Genomic DNA, 18188 nt, shown 5'->3' on the forward strand with positions numbered 1-18188 from the left:
AGTGGCTAACTCGCAAAACGTAGAGGTTTATATGTCAATAAATACAAGCTCGTCTGACGATATTATATATGCAGTTGATGACAAACCAGGCGTAACTGAATCATTTTTTGCCGCACTACAGCACGTACTCGCAAGCTTTGTAGGTATTATTACACCCACGCTTATTATTGGTGGTGTGCTTGGTTTAGCTGCTGAAATACCTTATTTAATTAGTATGGCATTATTTGTATCTGGTGTGGGCACGGTTATACAAGCGCGGCGTGTTGGCCCTGTGGGTTCAGGATTAATATGTGTGCAAGGTACAAGCTTTGCCTTTTTAGGGACTATTTTAGCAACAGGCTTTACCGTTAAAGCCACCGGAGGCAATAACGACGAGGTCCTTGCCACTATATTTGCAGTGTGCTTTTTGGCCGCTTTTGTTGAAGTATTTATTAGTTTTTTTATTAGTAAATTAGGCAAAATAATTAAGCCAGTAGTTACTGGAGTGGTCATCACTACTATTGGTATTTATCTAATTAAAGTAGGCATGACTGATATAGGCGGCGGGCAATGGCTACTTACTAATATGCCTGAAAAATTTGCTTCAACGAGCAACTTAATTGTTGGTTTTTCGGTTGTTGCTTTAGTGGTGCTGCTTAATGCAAGTAAAAACCAATGGGTGAGGCTAACGGCTGTGGTAGTTGCAATGATATTTGGCTGGTTACTCGCATTTGTATTAGGTATCGCTAATTTTAAATTAGGTGAATTTGACCTAATTGCTATCCCACTGCCTTTTAAATACGGCTTTAGTGTTGATTTTGGTGCACTCATAGCCTTTGGTTTTTTATACCTTATTACTGCAATTGAATCGACAGGCGATATTACTGCCAATTGTGCGGTTTCTAAATTACCTGTTAGAGGACCTAGTTACTTAGCACGTATTCGCGGCGGTATTTTAGGTGATGGCGTTAACTCGATGATTGCCGCCTTATTTAATACTTTTCCTAATACTACTTTTAGTCAAAACAACGGCGTTATTCAGCTAACTGGAGTTGCCAGCAGATATATTGGCCTGTGGATAGGCAGTATTTTAATCATTCTTGGTTTGTTTCCTGTGATTGGCGCTATATTACAAAATATACCTAAACCTGTTTTGGGCGGTGCAACGCTTGTAATGTTTGGCACCGTAGCAGCCGCTGGGGTCAAAATACTCGCCAGCGAAAAAATAAATCGCAGAAGTTTACTTATTATTGCGGTGAGTTTGGGGCTCGGGCTAGGTGTTAGTTTTGTACCAGAGTTGTTTGCAAACGCACCTAAATTAGTTACTGCCATATTTGGTAGCGCAGTGACGGTGTCGGGTATCACCGCAATAATAATGACGTTGGTACTACCTGAAAATTACTCAGCAAGTACGGATCATCTTAACTAAACTAATAAAAATCATAAAAGGGATTAACAATGAAAATCAAAACAATAAAAAAATTAGCATTAGTAACTGCAATTGCAATGTGCTCAACAGGTGTATCGGCTAAAGAGCTTTGGTCTGATTTTAGTATTACCGCAATGACAGGAGCCGACTACCTAGAGCCGTTTTCAGGTACTGAAGATGATAGAAGTGTTGTTACTATAGAGCATGCATCGGGACATACATGGGGCAGTACGTTCTTCTTTATGGATAGACTAAGTAATCCCGATGAAGTGTACGGTGAGCTAAACATAAACCCTACTCTTTACAAGCCACAAAAAAGCTTTGTTAAAGAGGTGTTTTTAGGCCTACAAACAGAGTATGGCTCGGGAGATACGGATCAAAATAACTATTTATTAGGGGGCGGTGTATCACTTGATGTACCTGGCTTTCAATATTTTAATGTGGCTTATTATCGTCGTTTTCAAGATGATATAGGTATTCAACGTGAAGATAATAACCAAATAACAGTCACGTGGGGCTATAACAAAGGTAACTTTAGATACGATGGCTTTTTAGATATTGTAGATAGCACCGACACAATGTTTGGTAAAAGTGAAGGTGGCTTTAACTTTACCTCGCAGATTAAATACAATATTGCCCCTATGCTCGGCTTAGATACAGGCCGCCTTGATGTGGGTATTGAGTATGTTTATTGGAAAAATAAATTTGGTGTAGATGGGCAAACCGAACATAATCCAAACTTGCTAGTTAAATGGCATTTTTAACAGCAAATTGAATGGTATTTAATTAATAATTAAAGGCTACTTTTTAGTAGCTTTTTTATTTGATAATCTTAAATAATTGAATAGCTTAAATTAATTGTGTTAGATTGCTTTCTAATATCACTATATGGATTTTTTTCATGGACTCTGAAATTGATTTTTCTACCTACACTTTAGATGAGCTTTACTCATCAGCGAGAGCTATAGATCGCGAAGCCTACCCAGATCGAGCAAAAGAAATAGACGACTTAATTAAAACGCGAGAAGCACAGAACCCATCTGAAAATATTGTATCAAAAGTAGCAGGAGAAAAAGCAACGCGCTCAGATAGGCTAGTAGCTGCTATTGTTGATGGCGTTTTAGGTGTTGCTTGTCTTATACCTGTATTCATACTCGTAGGGTTTGATAATTTAAGCCAACCAACACTTACTTTATCTGCAGGTTTGCTAGGTTATGGCATATTAAGCACGTTAGTGCTTCATGGTTACCTCATGTACCAACGCGGACAAACAATTGGTAAATCTTTAATGTCTATCCGTATTGAAAATTTAGATGGTACACAAGCAAGCTTTACTACAATTTACTTTAAACGCATGCTTTGTATGCAACTATTATCACTTGTCCCTTCGGTAGGTCAATTTATAGCTGGTTTTGTTAATCCATTATTTATATTTGGAAAAGATAAACGATGTTTACATGATCATTTAGCGGGAACAAAAGTGAGTTATGTAGATTAATCAAGGTATTAATTAGGGCAACTTTGCCCGGATTTAAGTTTGATTAGCAAAAGTTACAAAATGGCGTATTTCACTAAATTGGTAATATAATTAAAAAACCTTACCGATTTTTTTGACTAGTAACCAAGGATGATTATGAAAAACAACACACAGCTAATTTTAGCACTAGCGGCCTCTTTAATTTGTTACTCAACATATATTGTATTGATAGATAAATCTTTTAGTTTGCAGGCGTTTAACCTGTTTTTATTTCCCGTTATTTTATATTTTGTGTTTATTCGTTCGCGTAATGTTGAGCAAAGCCCGTTAAAGGCTGTACGCGTTGAGGGGCAAATATTATACGTTTATAAGCAAGTGTTTAATATTAACGATATTAACAAAGTTGTCATCGACAAAACTAAGAGGCACGGTATATTTGCACTACCATATAATCAAGTTGATGGTAAAACAACTGAGTTTATTTTCAATAAAGATGCGTTTGAATCTTTAAAATCCTACCTTTTACAAAACATTCCAAATGTAAAAATTATTGAATAAAGTAAAGAAGTAACAATGAATTTAAAGAGCATATATTATTCACTGGTTTTCTTACCGCGGCGAAAATCAATGAGGTGATAAATGAGAATATTTAGGAAAACAAACGAGTTTGATAAACTGTCGAGGCGTTACGCATGTATTAAATGTGGTACTTGGGTGAGCATAAAAGCCCAAAACTGTATGCAGTGCCAGCATAGTTTTACCAATAATGATAAAAGCTCAATGCAAACACTCTATAATCAAAATAAAGAACAAAATTGGCAACATGCAATATTGCCCATTATTTTTGTAATATTGGTAATAGCTTTATTGTTCATTTAATTTTTGCTTAAAATTTAAAAGTGCTCGGCTGCAACTCTGTAACAAAATCCCTTTGTACTTTAACGTGTAAAAACTACCCATAATTAAAATAATTACTCTTGTTAATCCTTCACTAAATATCACATAGCTAATATTTTTTAATAAATGAAATAAGCTTATAAATTTCAGTTGCTTAAATCGTGGGTTTATTTATATTTACTTAGTTTTTTGGCACGTAAGTTGATACAACTCCTAATAAACTTTAAAAAGGAATTACCATGACTGCTGAATACTTTATGGTACTAGGATTACTCGGTGTTGCATTTTTTGCTGTTGCAGGGGCATTGCTTGGGTATGAAAAAAACATTAGTGGCTTTGGCGTTGTTGTGGTTGCAACCGTTACTGCACTAGGGGGCGGTACCCTCAGAGATATACTTTTAAACAAACCGGTATTTTGGATTGCCACTCCAGAGTATTTATATTCGACCTACGGGGCCGTTATAGCAACAATTGCATTTATTCGATACTTACCGCGCGTTAATAACTACTACTTTTTATTGGTAGACGCTGTTGGTATGGCGCTATTTAATATTATGGGGATAGAAAAAGCACTCATTAATGGCTCCGGCATGGTGGTCGCAATTACCATGGGCATTACTACAGGTATATTTGGTGGTTTAATACGTGACGTAATTTGCCGTGAAGTACCAACTGTTATGCGCAGCGAACCTTACGCCTCTGCGTGTTTAGCGGGTGGTGCAGTCTATGCTGCTTTATTTAGCCTTAATGTAGATTACATTTGGTGTATTTTAGGCTCATTTTTCACGACTATCTTTTTAAGATTAGGCTCTTTGCATTGGGGTTGGCATTTAACTATTTTCAGAAAAAAAGACTTCAGAGATCAAAGCGACTAATTTTAGCTACGAGTAGCTCGCGTTTGCATGTGGTACTCGTAATTATCCTCATCCGTTATAGTAAAACCCAGCCGCTTATAAAGTCCTAATGCTGGGTTGTTTTTAAGCACGGTGAGTTTAATGGGTTTTGACTGCGCATTTGTAATAACTTGTTCAATAACCGCTTTCCCATACCCTTTATTTTGGTGCAATGGATGTATTTGTAATTGCATTATTTCAACGTGTTGAGCGTGTGTTTGGTATTTTAAAGTACCAATTGGTACCTCATTTATAACTATAAGATGGGAGCAGTCATATTGATCATTAAGCCTTAAAACATGCTGTTGATCTGTTAAAAATAACCCGGCATTTTCTAAGTGTTCAACCATAGTCAGTTTTCTGAGGCTTAATAAGTAGTCTTGGTCTGAATATGCTGCCTTTATAAATTTAAAAACCATAGTGCTCCCTTGCAACAGCCTCAATGTTTATATTTGTAGAACGAACTAAAATAAGTGCGCAGTATTAAATGTGCAAGCTAAACTAACAAAGGCAAGACTACCAATACCCAAGTGCTTTCCACCAAAGCCCGCCAATAATTCCCCATACACTTAAATTAATAACGCTCATTATAAGGCCCATTACCCACCAGTCTTTTAACGATACATAGCCTGAGCCAAACACTATGGGTGATGTGCCTGTTGCGTAATGCGTTAACGACATCATCAGTGATGAAGCGCCAGCTAGCAGTAAACCTAAAAATAAAGGCGGAGCGCCAAGCGCTAAACCTGCGGCGTAAAATGCGGCAAACATAGCAGTGATATGTGCTGTGGTACTGGCAAAAAAGTAATGAGCATAAAAATACACAGCTACCAATATAATAGCCGATACAATCCAGTCAAAGCCTAGTTGCGCAATATTGCTCTCAATAAGTGTTGAAAACCACGTTACCAAACCTAGTTTATTTAAAAAAGTGGCCATCATTACTAATGCTGAAAACCAAACAACGGTATCCCACGCAGACTTTTCTTTAAGTACATCGTCCCAGCTTAATACACCAGTCACTAATAAAACCGAAAGACCCAAAAAAGCCACTGCCGTTGTGTTAACTGCGTAGTCAGCCCCTAAAATCATTGCAGGTACGCCAGCCCATAAAACAAGCAGCATGGCAAAAACTCCCACCATTATTTTTTCGCCATAACTCATTGGGCCCATTTCAGTTAATTTAGATTCTGCGTAGGTTTTAGCGTCGGGTGTACTTTTAACTTCAGGTGGGTAAATGGCATAAACAACCAAAGGCACAAGGGCAATACATAGCAAACCAGGAACAAGCGCTGCCAGCGCCCACGTACTCCAAGTAATACTGATATTTGCACCGGTAGCATCAGCAATCAGCTTTACAATTAGCGGGTTTGGCGCAGTCGCTGTAATAAACATAGCTGATGTAATAGGGTTTATATGGTAACTCACTAAAGCAAGGTAGTGGCCAATTTTACGAGATGTGCCTTCCTCAGGGGACGAGCCAAAGCTTGTTGCTATAGACTTCATAATTGGGTGAATAATAGCGCCGCCTCGCGCGGTATTACTTGGCGTTACAGGTGCTATAACAAGTTCAGAAAGTGCGAGTGCATAGCCAATACCAACTGTTTTTTTACCAAAAAGAGAAATAAAATTATAGCCAATACGATTTCCCAAACCAGTTTTAGCTAAACCCCGAGAAATAATAATAGCAATACCAATCAACCAAATTAATGAATTAGAAAAGCCACTTAATGCATCTTTAATAGCGCCAGATGGGCTGTCATTAGTTACGCCGGTTAACGCAACAGAAGTAATAGCTATAATAGCAATGGCGCCGATAGGCATTGCTTTACCAATAATGGCAACAACAGTACCAATAAATAAAGCGAGCAAATGCCATGCGTTTTCGGTAACACCTTGCGGAGGCGGTACAGCAAACCAAAGCAGTAAAACAATGGCTATAGAAATCAGTCCAGAGGTAACTCGAATATCAGTACCCTTCATTAAAATATCCCTAAGTTTTAGAAATGCATGCATTCTGTTTATTGAAAAGGCGACGTTATTCTACTTCATTTAATAATAAAAAAGATGACGCACATCATATGAATATTAGACTTATTTAATTTTATTAATAAAGAGGAAATTAACCATAAACTAAAGTGATTGATTACATTACCCGATAAGAGCTTACAGTGTGCTTAATCAACTATGATTTTTGAGAGTTAGCTTGAATTGTTTTATCGACTAGCAAGGTCTTAGTAAGTCTTAACGAATACTTGGAAATACAATGAACTTAAAACTAACCAACAACGTGATTACTTTTTTATTAGCGAGTAGCTTTTTACTACTTGGCTTATCGTTTGCGTTAGGAGCAAACCCTAATACGTTAACGGCTACGTTTAGTTTTTATGGCGTTGATTCGCTAATGTCTGTATCTGCATTAGGTTTGATTAGTGGCTCCTTTATGATTGCCTTAGCGTTTGCCACCGTGCTCGCTCGCCTTAAACTAATGAAACCTACACCAGCACTTTTACTTGCAGCAATTATAAGTTTAGTTGTATTACTTACCTTGTTTGCCAGTAACCGTTGGATGGCGCAACTTGGTGGCTTTCCAATCATTGGTAGCGGGCAGGGCATAATTAAATATTTTGCTGTAGTGCCTTTATATTTATTTTTGTTTTATAAAGACAAACTTACCGACAAACAACACGCACTTTTAAACTTTATACCGGTTGCTATGGTTTTATTGTGGATCGGCGGCATGAAGTTTTATGAATTTGAAGCAAAAGGCATTGTAAGTTTAGTAGAAACCTCACCGTTTATGTCGTGGTTATACACGGTATTTAGCGTACAAGGCGCGTCTAACGTAATTGGCGGGTTTGATGTATTATTTGCCGTGTTATTGGGCTTAGGGTTATTTTTAAATAATAAAAAGCTAATTATTGTAAGTGGCTTAGCGTGTTTAAGCGTATTTATGATGACCCAAACATTCTTAATTACCGCAACCGGTGCATTTAGTTCTTCCACTTTATTGGATCGTTTAGGACAGTTTGTAATTAAAGATCTGTGGTATATAGCCAACCTTGTTGTTATTGCTTTTTTAATGGTTTTTAAACCGGCTAAATAAAGAGGACGTTATGATCAGTTGCAACCAATACGATTACATCGAAATTGCCTGTATGCACCATTTAAGCATTGGGCTTATATTAAAAAATGGTGATGGTGTATGTGGCGTAGCAACTGACACAAAACGCAATGCTAATAGAGACGAATGCATAGTTGTTAATGTAAATAGCGAGTTGAAACTCATTGTGCTAACTACAATCAGCGTACTTAAAGCGCGTGAGAAAAATCCATACTTTGACCATGTGAATTTCGAAGTAAAGTAAATACCTCACTCATTCGTTTTTATCATAAATATCTCTAGCGAGTCTGTATCAATCAATATGTTTATGGCTCGCTTATCTAACCAATGCTTTAGCTAATTACACGCTAAATACATAAAGCCAAAATTTACCTATTACTTTCTTTTGTTCTTTACTCGAGTTTTTCCACCGAACAAGTCTAAACGCCAACTATTAAGCGTATAAAAATGCTAAACCAGTATAAGTAAGCCTCAATAAGCCTTAACTAGCCCTTAGTATCCGTCCGTTTGTTAATTATGGTCTAAAGGTAGCTACATAAATAAAGCTCTATTTTTGTTTTGTCCAATAACATTATTAAACACCGTTTTGGTGAAAAAATTACAAAGGGTTTTTTGTAACATATTTAATTACTTGTTTACATTAAAGTTGTTTAGTGGAATTATTGAACATTGTAATATACGCCGTTTTGGGGTGCTATAAATCCCCAAAGTGGTGCTCAATAAGCTGTTAGGTGTTTAAGGATAAGCATGAAAAAGTATCTACCTTTAATCATATTAATAATTTCTGGTTGTGTTGGAATGAAAACTTATAAAGGTGTCATAGTCCAATATAGCGATGTAAGTAAAAACTCTGATGGGACGTATTCAATTGAGGTTTTTGGTCATACCGATCTTAATGAAACAGATATGGTCGAATTGGTAGAGCTCAAAGGAAAAGAGTTATGCAAATCTAGTGATATATACGTAAAAAAATATAAAATGGGTACTTATGGCTCGCATAGTCAGTTTGGTTCTGTCTACCCACCAAAGATTAACGCAACAATTGACTGTAGTGTAAACAATGCATAACAGGCTGTTAAACAAGGACAAAAATAGTTGGTTTTGTTCCTTTGTTGCTAATTTAACTAACTATTTTCTGCCTGTTAACAGGCTCTTTATATAACTACGTGAGGAGAGATAATGAACAAGGAAACTATAGGGAAATACGTCGCAGTTTTGGGATTATTGCTTTTCTGGGCACCACTTTGGGGGATTGTTGATTCATATTTAATTATGTCCTCTTCATTTCAAGAGATAACGCTGTTTGGAAATAATGAACCTAAAATATCACAAGAAGAAATGTCATCAACAGCTTTGTCTACAGTAACAGGGTTCATCTTATTTTTAGTTGCGCTTTGCTTTTTAACATTTTCCGTTGTGGGCTTAAACTATCGAACTAAGTGGCTTTTTTGGGCACTAATAATATATTCAATATTGTTACTCTTCATGTTCCCTGTTGGTACAGTGTTAGGAGTAACTGTACTGGCAGCGCTAGTTTTGAACAGGGAAAAATTTGGACTTGACGGTGACCTTACATAACAAAACCATTAATCGGGTTTGTGCAAGAGCGCCACAAATCTGGTTATGGCAGGCGTTAGCTTTTTAAGAGGGTTTCGAGTTGAGAACAATATTTAGCTTTATTTTAGCCTCTTTAGTTGTTGCATTTTTAGCGCCAATGGCAATTGAAATGAAATTTACTATTATTCCTTTTGGTATATTTATTTGGACGTTAATAGTTGTTCTAATTTTAGTTCCAGTAACAGCATTTCCAATTTATAAATTTATCACTAAAAGTTGTGATTATTCGCTAAATACAGTGCTCAAATCTTCAGTTATATCTACTTGCTTAGTTTCTTTCTTTTTTGTTTTCCCTTCAGGTTTAGATAGCTCAATTATTAATGGTAAGGTATTGGTCGAAAATGGTTCAATTACGTTAATAGGTTATGGATATAGCTTTTTACAATTGTTTTTATTTTCTATAGTAGGCCTTGTTGCTGGTATTGTATTTTACGTTTCAAAAATAGAGTTAAACAAAAGCTAAAGAATTAGGATGAAATTCATTCTAACTTTTACATAAATAATAAATTAAAGCAGCGGGTTAAGTGAGTTTTATAAAAATGAATCACGCAAAAAGCTGAGCTACAATGAAAGAAAGAGTAAAAAGCCAACCACACTAAACTTTCCCGTAATACCTTCCAAAACACCAATTAAAACAACAGCTAACAATTTTTTATATTCCACGTGAAATACAGTAATAGATTGAACCAAAATAGGAACTCAGCTATGGTTTGTTTATCAATAAAAAATTAAAAAACGAGTTGATCTACAGGCTTGTTATATTTCACGGAGGATTTAGGTTGTCATTTCCAACTTTAGAGACAAATCGCTTAAGGTTAGATCAATTATCAAAAGAAGATTCAAATAGTTTGTTTGAGTTGTTCTCGGATAATTCAGTTGTAGAATATTATGATTTAGAGGCGTTTACTGAACTGTCACAAGCCAGCCATTTAATTGAGTTTTTTAACGCTCGTTTTAAAGAAAACTCAGGTATTCGTTGGGCTATTCGCCTAAAAGAAACAGATCAACTTATAGGTACTTGCGGCTTTAATACTTGGAGCCCTAAAATGAAAAATGCTGTTATTGGATATGATTTACTGCCTAAATATTGGGGTAAGGGTTTTTCTACTGAAGCAGTTCATCGAATAGTTAAAGCCGCATTTTCAGGTGACTTATCTTGCGGTAAACTTAATCGTATTCAAGGCGATACTGTTCTTGGAAACTCTGCATCTGAGTCACTCCTTTTAAAAGTTGGGTTCAAAGAGGAAGGTATAAGGCGTCAAAGTGGTTACTGGAAAAATCAGTTTCACGATCTTAAATGCTTTGGGTTAATTCAGTCCGAGTACTCTGAAATACGCCAAGTTAGGACGATAACAAACAGTTAGCACACTAAATTTCCAGTAATACCTTCCAAAACGTCAATTAAAACAACACCTAGTCCTCTTTTTATATTCCACGTGAAATACAGTAACGATTGAACCAAAATAGGAACTCAGCTATGGTTTGTTTATCAAAAAAATAAAAAACGAGTTAATCTACAGGCTCGTTAAGATTAAAGAAACTAATTAATTGAATTTGGCTGTTGGAGTTATTCTACAGGCTCGTTAGCATTCAAATCTACAGCCTAATTATATTACTAAAGGATTATCGTGAAATACTCTAGGATTGTACTCTTTTCAGTAGGCTTGTATTTATTGCTAGTTACTTTATCAACAATAGCAACGTTGATCGTTGGCTTTGATGAAATGACTCAGAGTACCTCATTAACTTTTACTTATTACGCCCTCGGATTTGTAACCTCTTTAATCGTTTATTGTTACCTAGGCTATAAGCAAACAGTGAGTCCGTATAAACAAGCCTTTTTAGTTGCGGCGGTTTATTGGTTTATTGATCTAAGTGTCGGTGCCTTAATATACATTTTGTTAAAAATACCAATGGAGCTTTTGATATATTTAATATCAGCTTTGTTGCATGTTATTGCTGTTTTATTAGGGACATTACTTGGTATTCAATTACGTCGTAAAATAGTTGAGCGTAAATAAACAAATCGTAAAGCAGAACAAAAACAGCTGGTTTTTGCTTTTTCACCCAAACCTTAGATAACAACCTTACGGCCTATTTATTCGGCATAAGTAAAAAAGGAATTTAAATTTGCTATTCGATTGGTTTAGCTCTGAAAAGCCAAATGTTTATTTGGGATCGTTAGCTGTAGCTAATAGCAGCCATTTTTCTAAGGTAGAGTCGTTTTTTTATATAACGGGCGATTCACTACAAGATCATATGCACAAGAAGCTTGAAGATATTTTTTGTCTTCACAGCATTTCGTCTATTAAAGAGCCTAAAAAGTCAGATATTGGTTTAGATGTTGTTATAGTTACTTTGCATGGTGGTGATGCATTCACTATAGATTTTGATACAGCTATTATTCCGCTATTTTGGCGACCAAAAGTTAAGTTAGTATCGCGCTTGTATAACATTAAACACAACAAGACGATTAAAACGTTCAGCGTTTCTAAATCTGTTACGTGGCGCGAATTCATAGCTAAAAAATTTAGCTTAAGAGGCTTTTTTCGTTGGGGTCCTTTGTATCATAACGAAGACATGGAAATACTGTTGTATAAAGCATGCTACGAGTTATTAAATAAAATGCGAAAGGCTATTTAACCTGTAGCCAATAAGAATAATTAAAATAAGATAAAAATACATTTTGCTCTTGGTGAACATTATTACAAACAAAAGAGGAACTCAGCTCTGGTTTGTTTATCAATAAAAACAAATAAAAAACGAGTTAATCTACAGGCTCATTATTTTTCGAACATCGAGGATATTTATGGAAATTGAATATATTTGGGGGGTTTTAGCGGTTATTGCAGTTTTATTTATATTAATATTTGGTAACTCAATACCTAAGCATGGCAGCGTAACTGAAGGTGATGTTATTGTTGCTTTAAAATCAGGTCATAAAGTTAGAGCAATAAAATATTATAGATCTGTTCATGGTGTAAGTTTGAAAGAAGCTAAAAATGCCATTGAAAAATTAACTTCAAAACATGCCCTGAAGTGAAGGCCAAGTAAAATTCAGCCATTAATTGCAAGTTTTCAAAGTGTTGAGCCTCTTCGTTTTCCACCACCTAGATACAACCCTTATCCATTTAAATACCAGCGATCTAATAATAAATTGCGCTATTCCACTTATTTTCACTTCAGCGATATCATCAAACGCGCGCAATTTCTATTAAAACCAATACCCTAAAAAAATTAATTATGGGAGGTCCTGTAGTCAAATAACAATACTTTAGTAAACGCTAGTTCATATTGCGTGACGTAATATCCATACAGAACTTTAAGTTAAACATACGTTCGTGCAGCGTTCCCATTTTTATTTGACTCAATTTATTGGACATTCTTTTTATGAAATTAAAGTTATTTATCGCAATTATTTTTAGCACTTCGATGTCGTCTTACGCGACAGAAGCAGTAGATAAAACACAGTTTTCATTCGAAGACTTAAAAGCGCTGGCAAAAGCCTCAGCCGAAAAGCCCTATACTGAAACCAAGGTGCCAGCGCCGGAGCTAATCGATAAAATTACCTATGACGAACATTGGAAAATACGTTTTAAAGAAGATGAAACTTTATATCCAAGTGGAAAAAAGGCACCTGTACAATTATTTTATCCTGGGCGATATTTTCCTGAGCCAGTAAGTATTTACATCAGAGACGATAAAAATCAGGTACAAAATGTACCTTTTAGTAATGATGTTTTTGATATGCCTGATGACAGCCCAGCTCACGATCTCCCAGAAGGGTTTGGATTTGCAGGCTTTAGAATAATGCGCCCAGATATGAAACCAGATTGGATATCTTTTTTAGGCGCGTCTTATTTTCGTACCGACGGGCCAGAGGGGCAATATGGACTGTCGGCTCGAGGTATTGCAATTAATACGGGTATGAATCAGCCAGAAGAATTTCCGCGCTTTTCTGCATTTTGGATTGGCCCCGCAGAGAAAAAAGGTGAAAGCGTGTCTGTTTGGGCATTGCTTGAAGGGCCTTCTATCACTGGTGCTTATCGATTTGGTTTAAGTAAAGATAACAAAGAAGCCAAAGGCCATATTACCTCTGTAACGGCTAATTTGTATATGCGTGCCGATGTTGAACGCTTAGGCGTAGCACCGTTAACCAGTATGTATTGGTACTCACAAAAAGATAAAACAGAAGCTAAAGATTGGCGCCCAGAAATTCACGACAGCGATGGCCTAGCGATTCACACAGGAACGGGTCAATACGTTTGGCGCCCATTAAATAATCCTCAGTCAGTGTCGACCAATAGCTTTATTGATGAGAACCCAAAAGGGTTTGGTTTAATCCAAAGAGATCGTGACTTTAATAACTACCAGGACGACGGCGTATTTTACAATAAGCGTTCATCAGCGTGGATTAAACCTACTGACGATTGGGGCAAAGGCGCAGTACAGTTAATCGAAATTCCTACAAAAGATGAAACGTTCGACAATATTGTTGCCTATTGGGTGCCCGAAAAAGAGGCGCGCAAAGGTGATGAGTTTACCTTTTCTTATGATATTGAATGGCGTCCACTCGATCCAAAATCAAAAACGCTTGCAAGCGTTGTAAATACTCGCCAAGGCTTAGGCGGAATTCCCGGCCAGCCTATTCCTGAAGGCGTTAACAAGATGGTGATTGATTTTGAAGGTCCAGTATTTAAAGGCTTAGATAATAAAAGTGGTATAAAGCCGATTGTTGAAGCCAGCAACGGTGAAATACTAGAACCTATTGGCGCTTACCCTATAGTGGGTACAAACCAATGGCGATTAGCGTTTGATTACAAGCAAGCTAACAACAATCCGGTGAACATACGCGCGTATTTAGTTGATAAAAATGATGAAGCTATAACTGAAACATGGGTAAGTGATGCAAAGGTAACGATTAAATAAGTCCTTAAATAAGCATTAAAGTAAAACGGGTGGCTATATTTTGATTTTCTGTCAATTATAGCCACCATAATGTCTTTTAAAACGCCAATCAAAACACCATTAAAACTCCCTTTTATATCCCACATAAAATACAGTAATCGATTGAATCAAAATATGAACTCGGCTATGGTTTGTTTATCAATAAAAATAAAAAAACGAGTTAACCTGCAGCTTGTTAGCTGTTTCGAGGGATTGTATGTTTTTTTTGAATAAATTATTTTGTTGGGAGCGAGGCCGACAAAAATCAGGCTACGATAAAATGTTGATTTGTGGTGCTACGTGGCCAATTAAATTTGATACATATTTGCTTAAATTCCCACAAGGAAGTGAAATAGCACCACACACAGATAAAGTTGAATCTGGTAAACACTATCGATTGAATATAGTGCTTAAAAAAGCAGATTTGGGTGGTGAGTTTATTTGCAGTGATCCGATATTTGAAACAAAGCGGGTTAAGCTATTCCGCCCTGATGTAAGTGAGCATCAGGTATCAAAAGTTATAAAAGGTAGTCGATATTTACTCAGCATTGGGTGGATAAAAGGGAGCGCTAAATGCTAGATTTAAGACCTAATTGTGAATGTTGTGATAAGAATCTACCTGCACAGTCCACGAGGCTTTTATTTGTTCATTTGAATGCACATTTTGTTCTGGCTGTGCTCAAACGGTATTAAATAACGTGTGCCCAAACTGCTCAGGTAATTTGGTTCAGCGGCCAATTCGCCCTTTGGCTGCACTAAAAAATTACCCTGCATCGACTAAGCGGGTATTAAACGAAAGTGGTTGTGCGCCAAACATATAAGAACATAAAGTATAATAATTACATTTTCTGGGTATGGAGATCTGATGAGAAAATCCTTTGAATTTACTGTTAAGTCAATCAAAGTTAAAATAATTAACACTTGGTTTAGTGGTGCTAAATTATATGTGAATGGTGACTTACGAGATACTGACAAAACTTTGTTAGCTATTAGGAATAATACTTTACTATCTGCAAATTTAGGTGAGTTGGGTGTTCTAGAAATCAAGCCATTATCGGGTTTAATTACCGTCGAAATGGATGCATATTTGGTTAATGGTACAAACATTCAACATGTATATAGCTCACATAAACGCCTTAGCCTAAAAGAGCAAAGGGCAGCCCGATAAAGCTACTTTAAATAACGTATATTCCTGCATTTACCTGCCTTCAGTAATAACCTCCAAATGACTTTGAGGAGGTTTAAGCCCCTAAGCATACCAAGTTAATATACTTGGTTTACTCGATTACCTTAAAATCACTCACGCTCTTTCACATAAAGTAAAAGCGCGCTGTACATTACACTGAGTGCCTTTATTACATCTTTGTCGATAACCGCTTCTGCTGGGTGATGGCTTATACCGCCAGGGCTGCGTATAAACAACATGCCAACGGGGCAAATTGGAGCGATTGCCATTGCATCGTGCCCTGCGCCTGAGGCAAGTGAAGGCGATGCTTGGTTATTGAGTTTACATGCGCTTGAAAACAAATGCTGAATAGTGGTGTCGCACGCTACGGCATCGGCGGCATGCGTCCATTGCCAATCAAGCGTTAAATTGCGTTTGCTTGCTATAGATTGAGCGCTGTTTTGTATGGCGCTTAGTAAGTTAGCGAGATCGGTGTCGCTTTGTGCGCGTGCATCTAGGCTAATGGTTGTTTTACCTGCAATCACGTTTGTAGCCCCAGGGCGAGACTGTATTTGCCCTACGGTGGCAACTTCGCCATTTTTAGCATTGTTTGCAAGTTTTTCAATTTCGGTTACTAATTCAGCGCAGCCTGCTAACGAATCCTGACGTAAGTTCATAGGGGTTGTACCCGCATGACCGCTTTGCCCTGTTAGGGTAAGCATGGCGCGTTTAGCACCTGCGATTGCAGTTACAACGCCTAATGCCTGATTAACCGATTCGAGTACAGGACCTTGTTCAATATGAGTTTCCCAGTAACCTAGTAATTCGCTTTTATTTAGTGCGGCCTTTGCGTAGTCGTTAGGGTTTAGGCCAAAGTCGAGCATGGCTTGGCGCATAGTTATGCCGTTTGTGTCTTCAATGTTTAGCCACTGTGGGTCAAATTCGTTAGCGAGGGCTTTTGAGCCAATTAAAGTGGTGGCAAAGCGGGTGCCTTCTTCATCGCAAAAGCCCACTACATCTAAATGAAAGGGCAGGTCGAGCTTTAACTTATTTGCAAGCGCTGCAATTTCTATCCCCAGTAGTACACCTAAAATACCATCAAACGCACCTGCGTTTGGTACGGTGTCTAGGTGCGATCCTATAATTAAACGTTTAGCATGAGGGTTTGATGATTTTAGTCGCCCCCAAAGGTTGCCCACTTCGTCTTGCCACGATTGCATGCCTGCCTCAACCATCCACGATGCAGTAACGGCGTTACACTCTTTGTGCTCTTTTGATAAGTACACACGGTGAATGCCACCTTGCATTTGCGATAGTGCGCTGAGAGTTTTACAGCGAGATAAAGCGCGTGTTGCGTATTCATCAGCAAGTTCTTTATCTAATAAAGGGCTGTGTTGTGGGCATTCAATCGTCATGCTAAATCCTTTTTTTATTTATAGTGAACAAGGGCGGCAATGGCGGCTTCGCCTTTAGGGCCTTTGTAACCGTTGGCATGTAAGCAAGCGTCAAGGCTTGCAAGTGTTTGTAATACAGCATCTTTACGGGCGTTGTAGCCCATGGTGCCAATACGCCAAATTTTTCCATGCAGTGGTCCAAACGAGGTGCCAATTTCTATTCCGAAATCGGTTAGCATTTGTCCGCGCACGTGATCGGCATTAATGCCCTCGGGTATATACACACCCAGTACGTTGTTCATTTTATGTGTTAAATCACCAAATACATTTAAGCCGAGCGCTTGAATACCCGTTAGCATGGCATCTCCATGTAATTTGTGGCGCGCTACGCAGTTATCCACGCCTTCTTCAATGACTATGCGGGCGCATTCTGAGGCACAGTACAGCATGCTGGTGGCTTCGGTATGATGGTTGAGGCGCTCTTCTCCCCAGTAATTCATGATCATACCTAAATCAAAATAGTTAGAGCGTACAAAGGGTTCTGTGCCGTCGGTATGATCGGCCGTGCGAATGCCTGCTTCTACCTTTTTGCGTTTTTGGATCCAATCAGCGCATTTGTCGCTAAGCGTTAATGGCGCAGACCCAGAAGGTCCGCCTAAACACTTTTGCAGACCAACCGAAAGTGCATCGAGTTTCCATTCATCGGCAGGAAGTTCGTTACCCACAATAGAGGCGGTGGCATCGCAATAAAATAGTACATCGTGCTTTTGGCAAATATCGCCAATATGCTCAAGAGGTTGGTTCATGGTGGTGGATGTATCGCCTTGTACCATAGCAAGTACATGGGGTTTTACATCAACAATGGCTTTTTCGATTTGCTCTGGCGTAAACACTTCGCCCCACGGTACTTCTATTGTGTGCACCTTTGCGCCAACGCGTTCTGCTATTTCAGCAAGTAGGTGGCCAAAGCGCCCCATAATTGGCACAAGTACTTTATCGCCTGGGCGTAAAATTGAGCATAATACGGCTTCAATCCCTGCGCGCGATGTGCCGTCTATTAGCATGGTCCATTCGTTTTTAGATTTAAAAATTTCGCGGTAACGTGCCATGGTTTCGTTCATAAAACCGGTCATTACTGGGTCGTATTGGCCTATAAGCTGCGCCGACATAGCACGTAAAACACGAGGGTCGGCATTAATTGGGCCTGGTCCCATTAATAAACGCTGTGGTGGGTTTAAGGTTTGAACTTGCGTGTTATTAAACATA

21 protein-coding genes and 1 pseudogene are annotated in these 18188 nt (G+C 37.9%); 18 read left to right on the forward strand and 4 right to left on the reverse strand.

From position 1 onward, the window contains the following. Positions 1–31 precede the first annotated feature (31 nt). From AC5NT5_RS18135 to AC5NT5_RS18155, 5 genes are all read left to right on the forward strand, one after another. On the forward strand, positions 32–1408 hold the full coding sequence (locus tag AC5NT5_RS18135) for a uracil-xanthine permease family protein (protein WP_188160997.1): 1377 nt from the start codon (positions 32–34) through the stop codon (positions 1406–1408). Between the two features lie 29 nt (positions 1409–1437). Continuing rightward, entirely contained in the window at positions 1438–2172 is a 735-nt protein-coding gene (locus tag AC5NT5_RS18140; protein WP_494513706.1) for a DUF5020 family protein, read from the forward strand. Between the two features lie 137 nt (positions 2173–2309). Next, on the forward strand, positions 2310–2906 hold the full coding sequence (locus AC5NT5_RS18145; protein WP_494513707.1) for an RDD family protein: 597 nt from the start codon (positions 2310–2312) through the stop codon (positions 2904–2906). 135 nt (positions 2907–3041) lie between these two features. Then, positions 3042–3443, forward strand: coding sequence for a hypothetical protein (locus tag AC5NT5_RS18150; RefSeq protein WP_494513708.1), 402 nt, complete (start codon positions 3042–3044; stop codon positions 3441–3443). Positions 3444–4021: 578 nt separating this feature from the next. Then, positions 4022–4657 (forward strand): trimeric intracellular cation channel family protein, encoded by a 636-nt coding sequence (locus AC5NT5_RS18155; RefSeq protein WP_004334621.1) that lies wholly within the window; start codon positions 4022–4024, stop codon positions 4655–4657. A gap of 2 nt (positions 4658–4659) precedes the next feature. On the opposite strand, the gene AC5NT5_RS18160 is transcribed toward AC5NT5_RS18155, so the two are convergent. Together AC5NT5_RS18160 and AC5NT5_RS18165 are read right to left on the reverse strand one after the other, a co-directional pair. Further along, entirely contained in the window at positions 4660–5094 is a 435-nt protein-coding gene (locus AC5NT5_RS18160) for a GNAT family N-acetyltransferase (protein WP_494513709.1), read from the reverse strand. A gap of 97 nt (positions 5095–5191) precedes the next feature. Further along, the gene (locus AC5NT5_RS18165; RefSeq protein WP_494513710.1) at positions 5192–6658 is read right to left on the reverse strand and encodes a DASS family sodium-coupled anion symporter; all 1467 of its coding nucleotides are present in this window, start codon (positions 6656–6658) and stop codon (positions 5192–5194) included. Between the two features lie 283 nt (positions 6659–6941). Here AC5NT5_RS18165 and AC5NT5_RS18170 point away from each other — a divergent pair, with 283 nt between their 5' ends. The 13 genes and pseudogenes from AC5NT5_RS18170 to AC5NT5_RS18230 all read left to right on the forward strand — a co-directional run bounded on the left by AC5NT5_RS18170 (position 6942) and on the right by AC5NT5_RS18230 (position 15531). Beyond that, entirely contained in the window at positions 6942–7781 is an 840-nt protein-coding gene (locus AC5NT5_RS18170) for a DUF417 family protein (protein WP_494513711.1), read from the forward strand. A 10-nt stretch (positions 7782–7791) separates the two neighbouring features. Continuing rightward, positions 7792–8043, forward strand: a complete 252-nt coding sequence (locus AC5NT5_RS18175; protein WP_494513712.1) for a Rho-binding antiterminator — start codon at positions 7792–7794, stop codon at positions 8041–8043. 503 nt (positions 8044–8546) lie between these two features. Continuing rightward, complete coding sequence (locus tag AC5NT5_RS18180; RefSeq protein ID WP_197120545.1) at positions 8547–8867, forward strand: vWA domain-containing protein; 321 nt, start codon at positions 8547–8549, stop codon at positions 8865–8867. Positions 8868–8978: 111 nt separating this feature from the next. Beyond that, a complete protein-coding gene (locus tag AC5NT5_RS18185) occupies positions 8979–9377 on the forward strand; it encodes a hypothetical protein (RefSeq protein WP_494513713.1) in 399 nt (132 codons plus the stop codon). A 79-nt stretch (positions 9378–9456) separates the two neighbouring features. Beyond that, positions 9457–9879 (forward strand): hypothetical protein, encoded by a 423-nt coding sequence (locus tag AC5NT5_RS18190; RefSeq protein WP_024593235.1) that lies wholly within the window; start codon positions 9457–9459, stop codon positions 9877–9879. 316 nt (positions 9880–10195) lie between these two features. Continuing rightward, positions 10196–10780, forward strand: coding sequence for a GNAT family N-acetyltransferase (locus AC5NT5_RS18195; protein ID WP_197120548.1), 585 nt, complete (start codon positions 10196–10198; stop codon positions 10778–10780). A gap of 309 nt (positions 10781–11089) precedes the next feature. Continuing rightward, positions 11090–11437: a hypothetical protein gene (locus tag AC5NT5_RS18200; RefSeq protein ID WP_494513714.1), complete on the forward strand. Its 348-nt coding sequence runs from the start codon at positions 11090–11092 to the stop codon at positions 11435–11437. A 109-nt stretch (positions 11438–11546) separates the two neighbouring features. Continuing rightward, positions 11547–12059 (forward strand): hypothetical protein, encoded by a 513-nt coding sequence (locus tag AC5NT5_RS18205; protein ID WP_033038241.1) that lies wholly within the window; start codon positions 11547–11549, stop codon positions 12057–12059. A gap of 166 nt (positions 12060–12225) precedes the next feature. After that, complete coding sequence (locus AC5NT5_RS18210; RefSeq protein ID WP_010553583.1) at positions 12226–12459, forward strand: hypothetical protein; 234 nt, start codon at positions 12226–12228, stop codon at positions 12457–12459. A 347-nt stretch (positions 12460–12806) separates the two neighbouring features. Beyond that, a complete protein-coding gene (locus AC5NT5_RS18215; protein ID WP_494513715.1) occupies positions 12807–14345 on the forward strand; it encodes an OpgD/OpgG family glucan biosynthesis protein in 1539 nt (512 codons plus the stop codon). 235 nt (positions 14346–14580) lie between these two features. Next, a complete protein-coding gene (locus tag AC5NT5_RS18220; protein WP_494513716.1) occupies positions 14581–14943 on the forward strand; it encodes a 2OG-Fe(II) oxygenase in 363 nt (120 codons plus the stop codon). A 53-nt stretch (positions 14944–14996) separates the two neighbouring features. After that, positions 14997–15184 (forward strand): annotated as a pseudogene (locus AC5NT5_RS18225) (DUF1272 domain-containing protein); the annotation flags it as partial. Positions 15185–15228: 44 nt separating this feature from the next. Continuing rightward, the gene (locus AC5NT5_RS18230; protein WP_024596154.1) at positions 15229–15531 is read left to right on the forward strand and encodes a hypothetical protein; all 303 of its coding nucleotides are present in this window, start codon (positions 15229–15231) and stop codon (positions 15529–15531) included. 128 nt (positions 15532–15659) lie between these two features. Here AC5NT5_RS18230 and AC5NT5_RS18235 read toward each other — a convergent pair whose 3' ends face one another. Further along, complete coding sequence (locus AC5NT5_RS18235) at positions 15660–16943, reverse strand: allantoate amidohydrolase (protein WP_494513717.1); 1284 nt, start codon at positions 16941–16943, stop codon at positions 15660–15662. A gap of 14 nt (positions 16944–16957) precedes the next feature. After that, on the reverse strand, positions 16958–18187 hold the full coding sequence (gene pucG, locus AC5NT5_RS18240) for a (S)-ureidoglycine--glyoxylate transaminase (RefSeq protein WP_494513718.1): 1230 nt from the start codon (positions 18185–18187) through the stop codon (positions 16958–16960). Position 18188: the final 1 nt, after the last annotated feature.

It is taken from the genome of Pseudoalteromonas sp. J2K-J599 (genome assembly GCF_059295115.2).

What these genes read in the sequence shown, in the direction of transcription:
- AC5NT5_RS18135 (WP_188160997.1), top strand. Translation starts at nt 32, where the DNA reads ATGTCAATAAATACAAGCTCGTCTGACGATATTATATATGCAGTTGAT.
- AC5NT5_RS18140 (WP_494513706.1), top strand. Translation starts at nt 1,438, where the DNA reads ATGAAAATCAAAACAATAAAAAAATTAGCATTAGTAACTGCAATTGCA.
- AC5NT5_RS18145 (WP_494513707.1), top strand. Translation starts at nt 2,310, where the DNA reads ATGGACTCTGAAATTGATTTTTCTACCTACACTTTAGATGAGCTTTAC.
- AC5NT5_RS18150 (WP_494513708.1), top strand. Translation starts at nt 3,042, where the DNA reads ATGAAAAACAACACACAGCTAATTTTAGCACTAGCGGCCTCTTTAATT.
- AC5NT5_RS18155 (WP_004334621.1), top strand. Translation starts at nt 4,022, where the DNA reads ATGACTGCTGAATACTTTATGGTACTAGGATTACTCGGTGTTGCATTT.
- AC5NT5_RS18160 (WP_494513709.1), bottom strand. Translation starts at nt 5,094, where the DNA reads ATGGTTTTTAAATTTATAAAGGCAGCATATTCAGACCAAGACTACTTA.
- AC5NT5_RS18165 (WP_494513710.1), bottom strand. Translation starts at nt 6,658, where the DNA reads ATGAAGGGTACTGATATTCGAGTTACCTCTGGACTGATTTCTATAGCC.
- AC5NT5_RS18170 (WP_494513711.1), top strand. Translation starts at nt 6,942, where the DNA reads ATGAACTTAAAACTAACCAACAACGTGATTACTTTTTTATTAGCGAGT.
- AC5NT5_RS18175 (WP_494513712.1), top strand. Translation starts at nt 7,792, where the DNA reads ATGATCAGTTGCAACCAATACGATTACATCGAAATTGCCTGTATGCAC.
- AC5NT5_RS18180 (WP_197120545.1), top strand. Translation starts at nt 8,547, where the DNA reads ATGAAAAAGTATCTACCTTTAATCATATTAATAATTTCTGGTTGTGTT.
- AC5NT5_RS18185 (WP_494513713.1), top strand. Translation starts at nt 8,979, where the DNA reads ATGAACAAGGAAACTATAGGGAAATACGTCGCAGTTTTGGGATTATTG.
- AC5NT5_RS18210 (WP_010553583.1), top strand. Translation starts at nt 12,226, where the DNA reads ATGGAAATTGAATATATTTGGGGGGTTTTAGCGGTTATTGCAGTTTTA.
- AC5NT5_RS18215 (WP_494513715.1), top strand. Translation starts at nt 12,807, where the DNA reads ATGAAATTAAAGTTATTTATCGCAATTATTTTTAGCACTTCGATGTCG.
- AC5NT5_RS18220 (WP_494513716.1), top strand. Translation starts at nt 14,581, where the DNA reads ATGTTTTTTTTGAATAAATTATTTTGTTGGGAGCGAGGCCGACAAAAA.
- AC5NT5_RS18230 (WP_024596154.1), top strand. Translation starts at nt 15,229, where the DNA reads ATGAGAAAATCCTTTGAATTTACTGTTAAGTCAATCAAAGTTAAAATA.
- AC5NT5_RS18235 (WP_494513717.1), bottom strand. Translation starts at nt 16,943, where the DNA reads ATGACGATTGAATGCCCACAACACAGCCCTTTATTAGATAAAGAACTT.
- pucG (WP_494513718.1), bottom strand. Translation starts at nt 18,187, where the DNA reads ATGTTTAATAACACGCAAGTTCAAACCTTAAACCCACCACAGCGTTTA.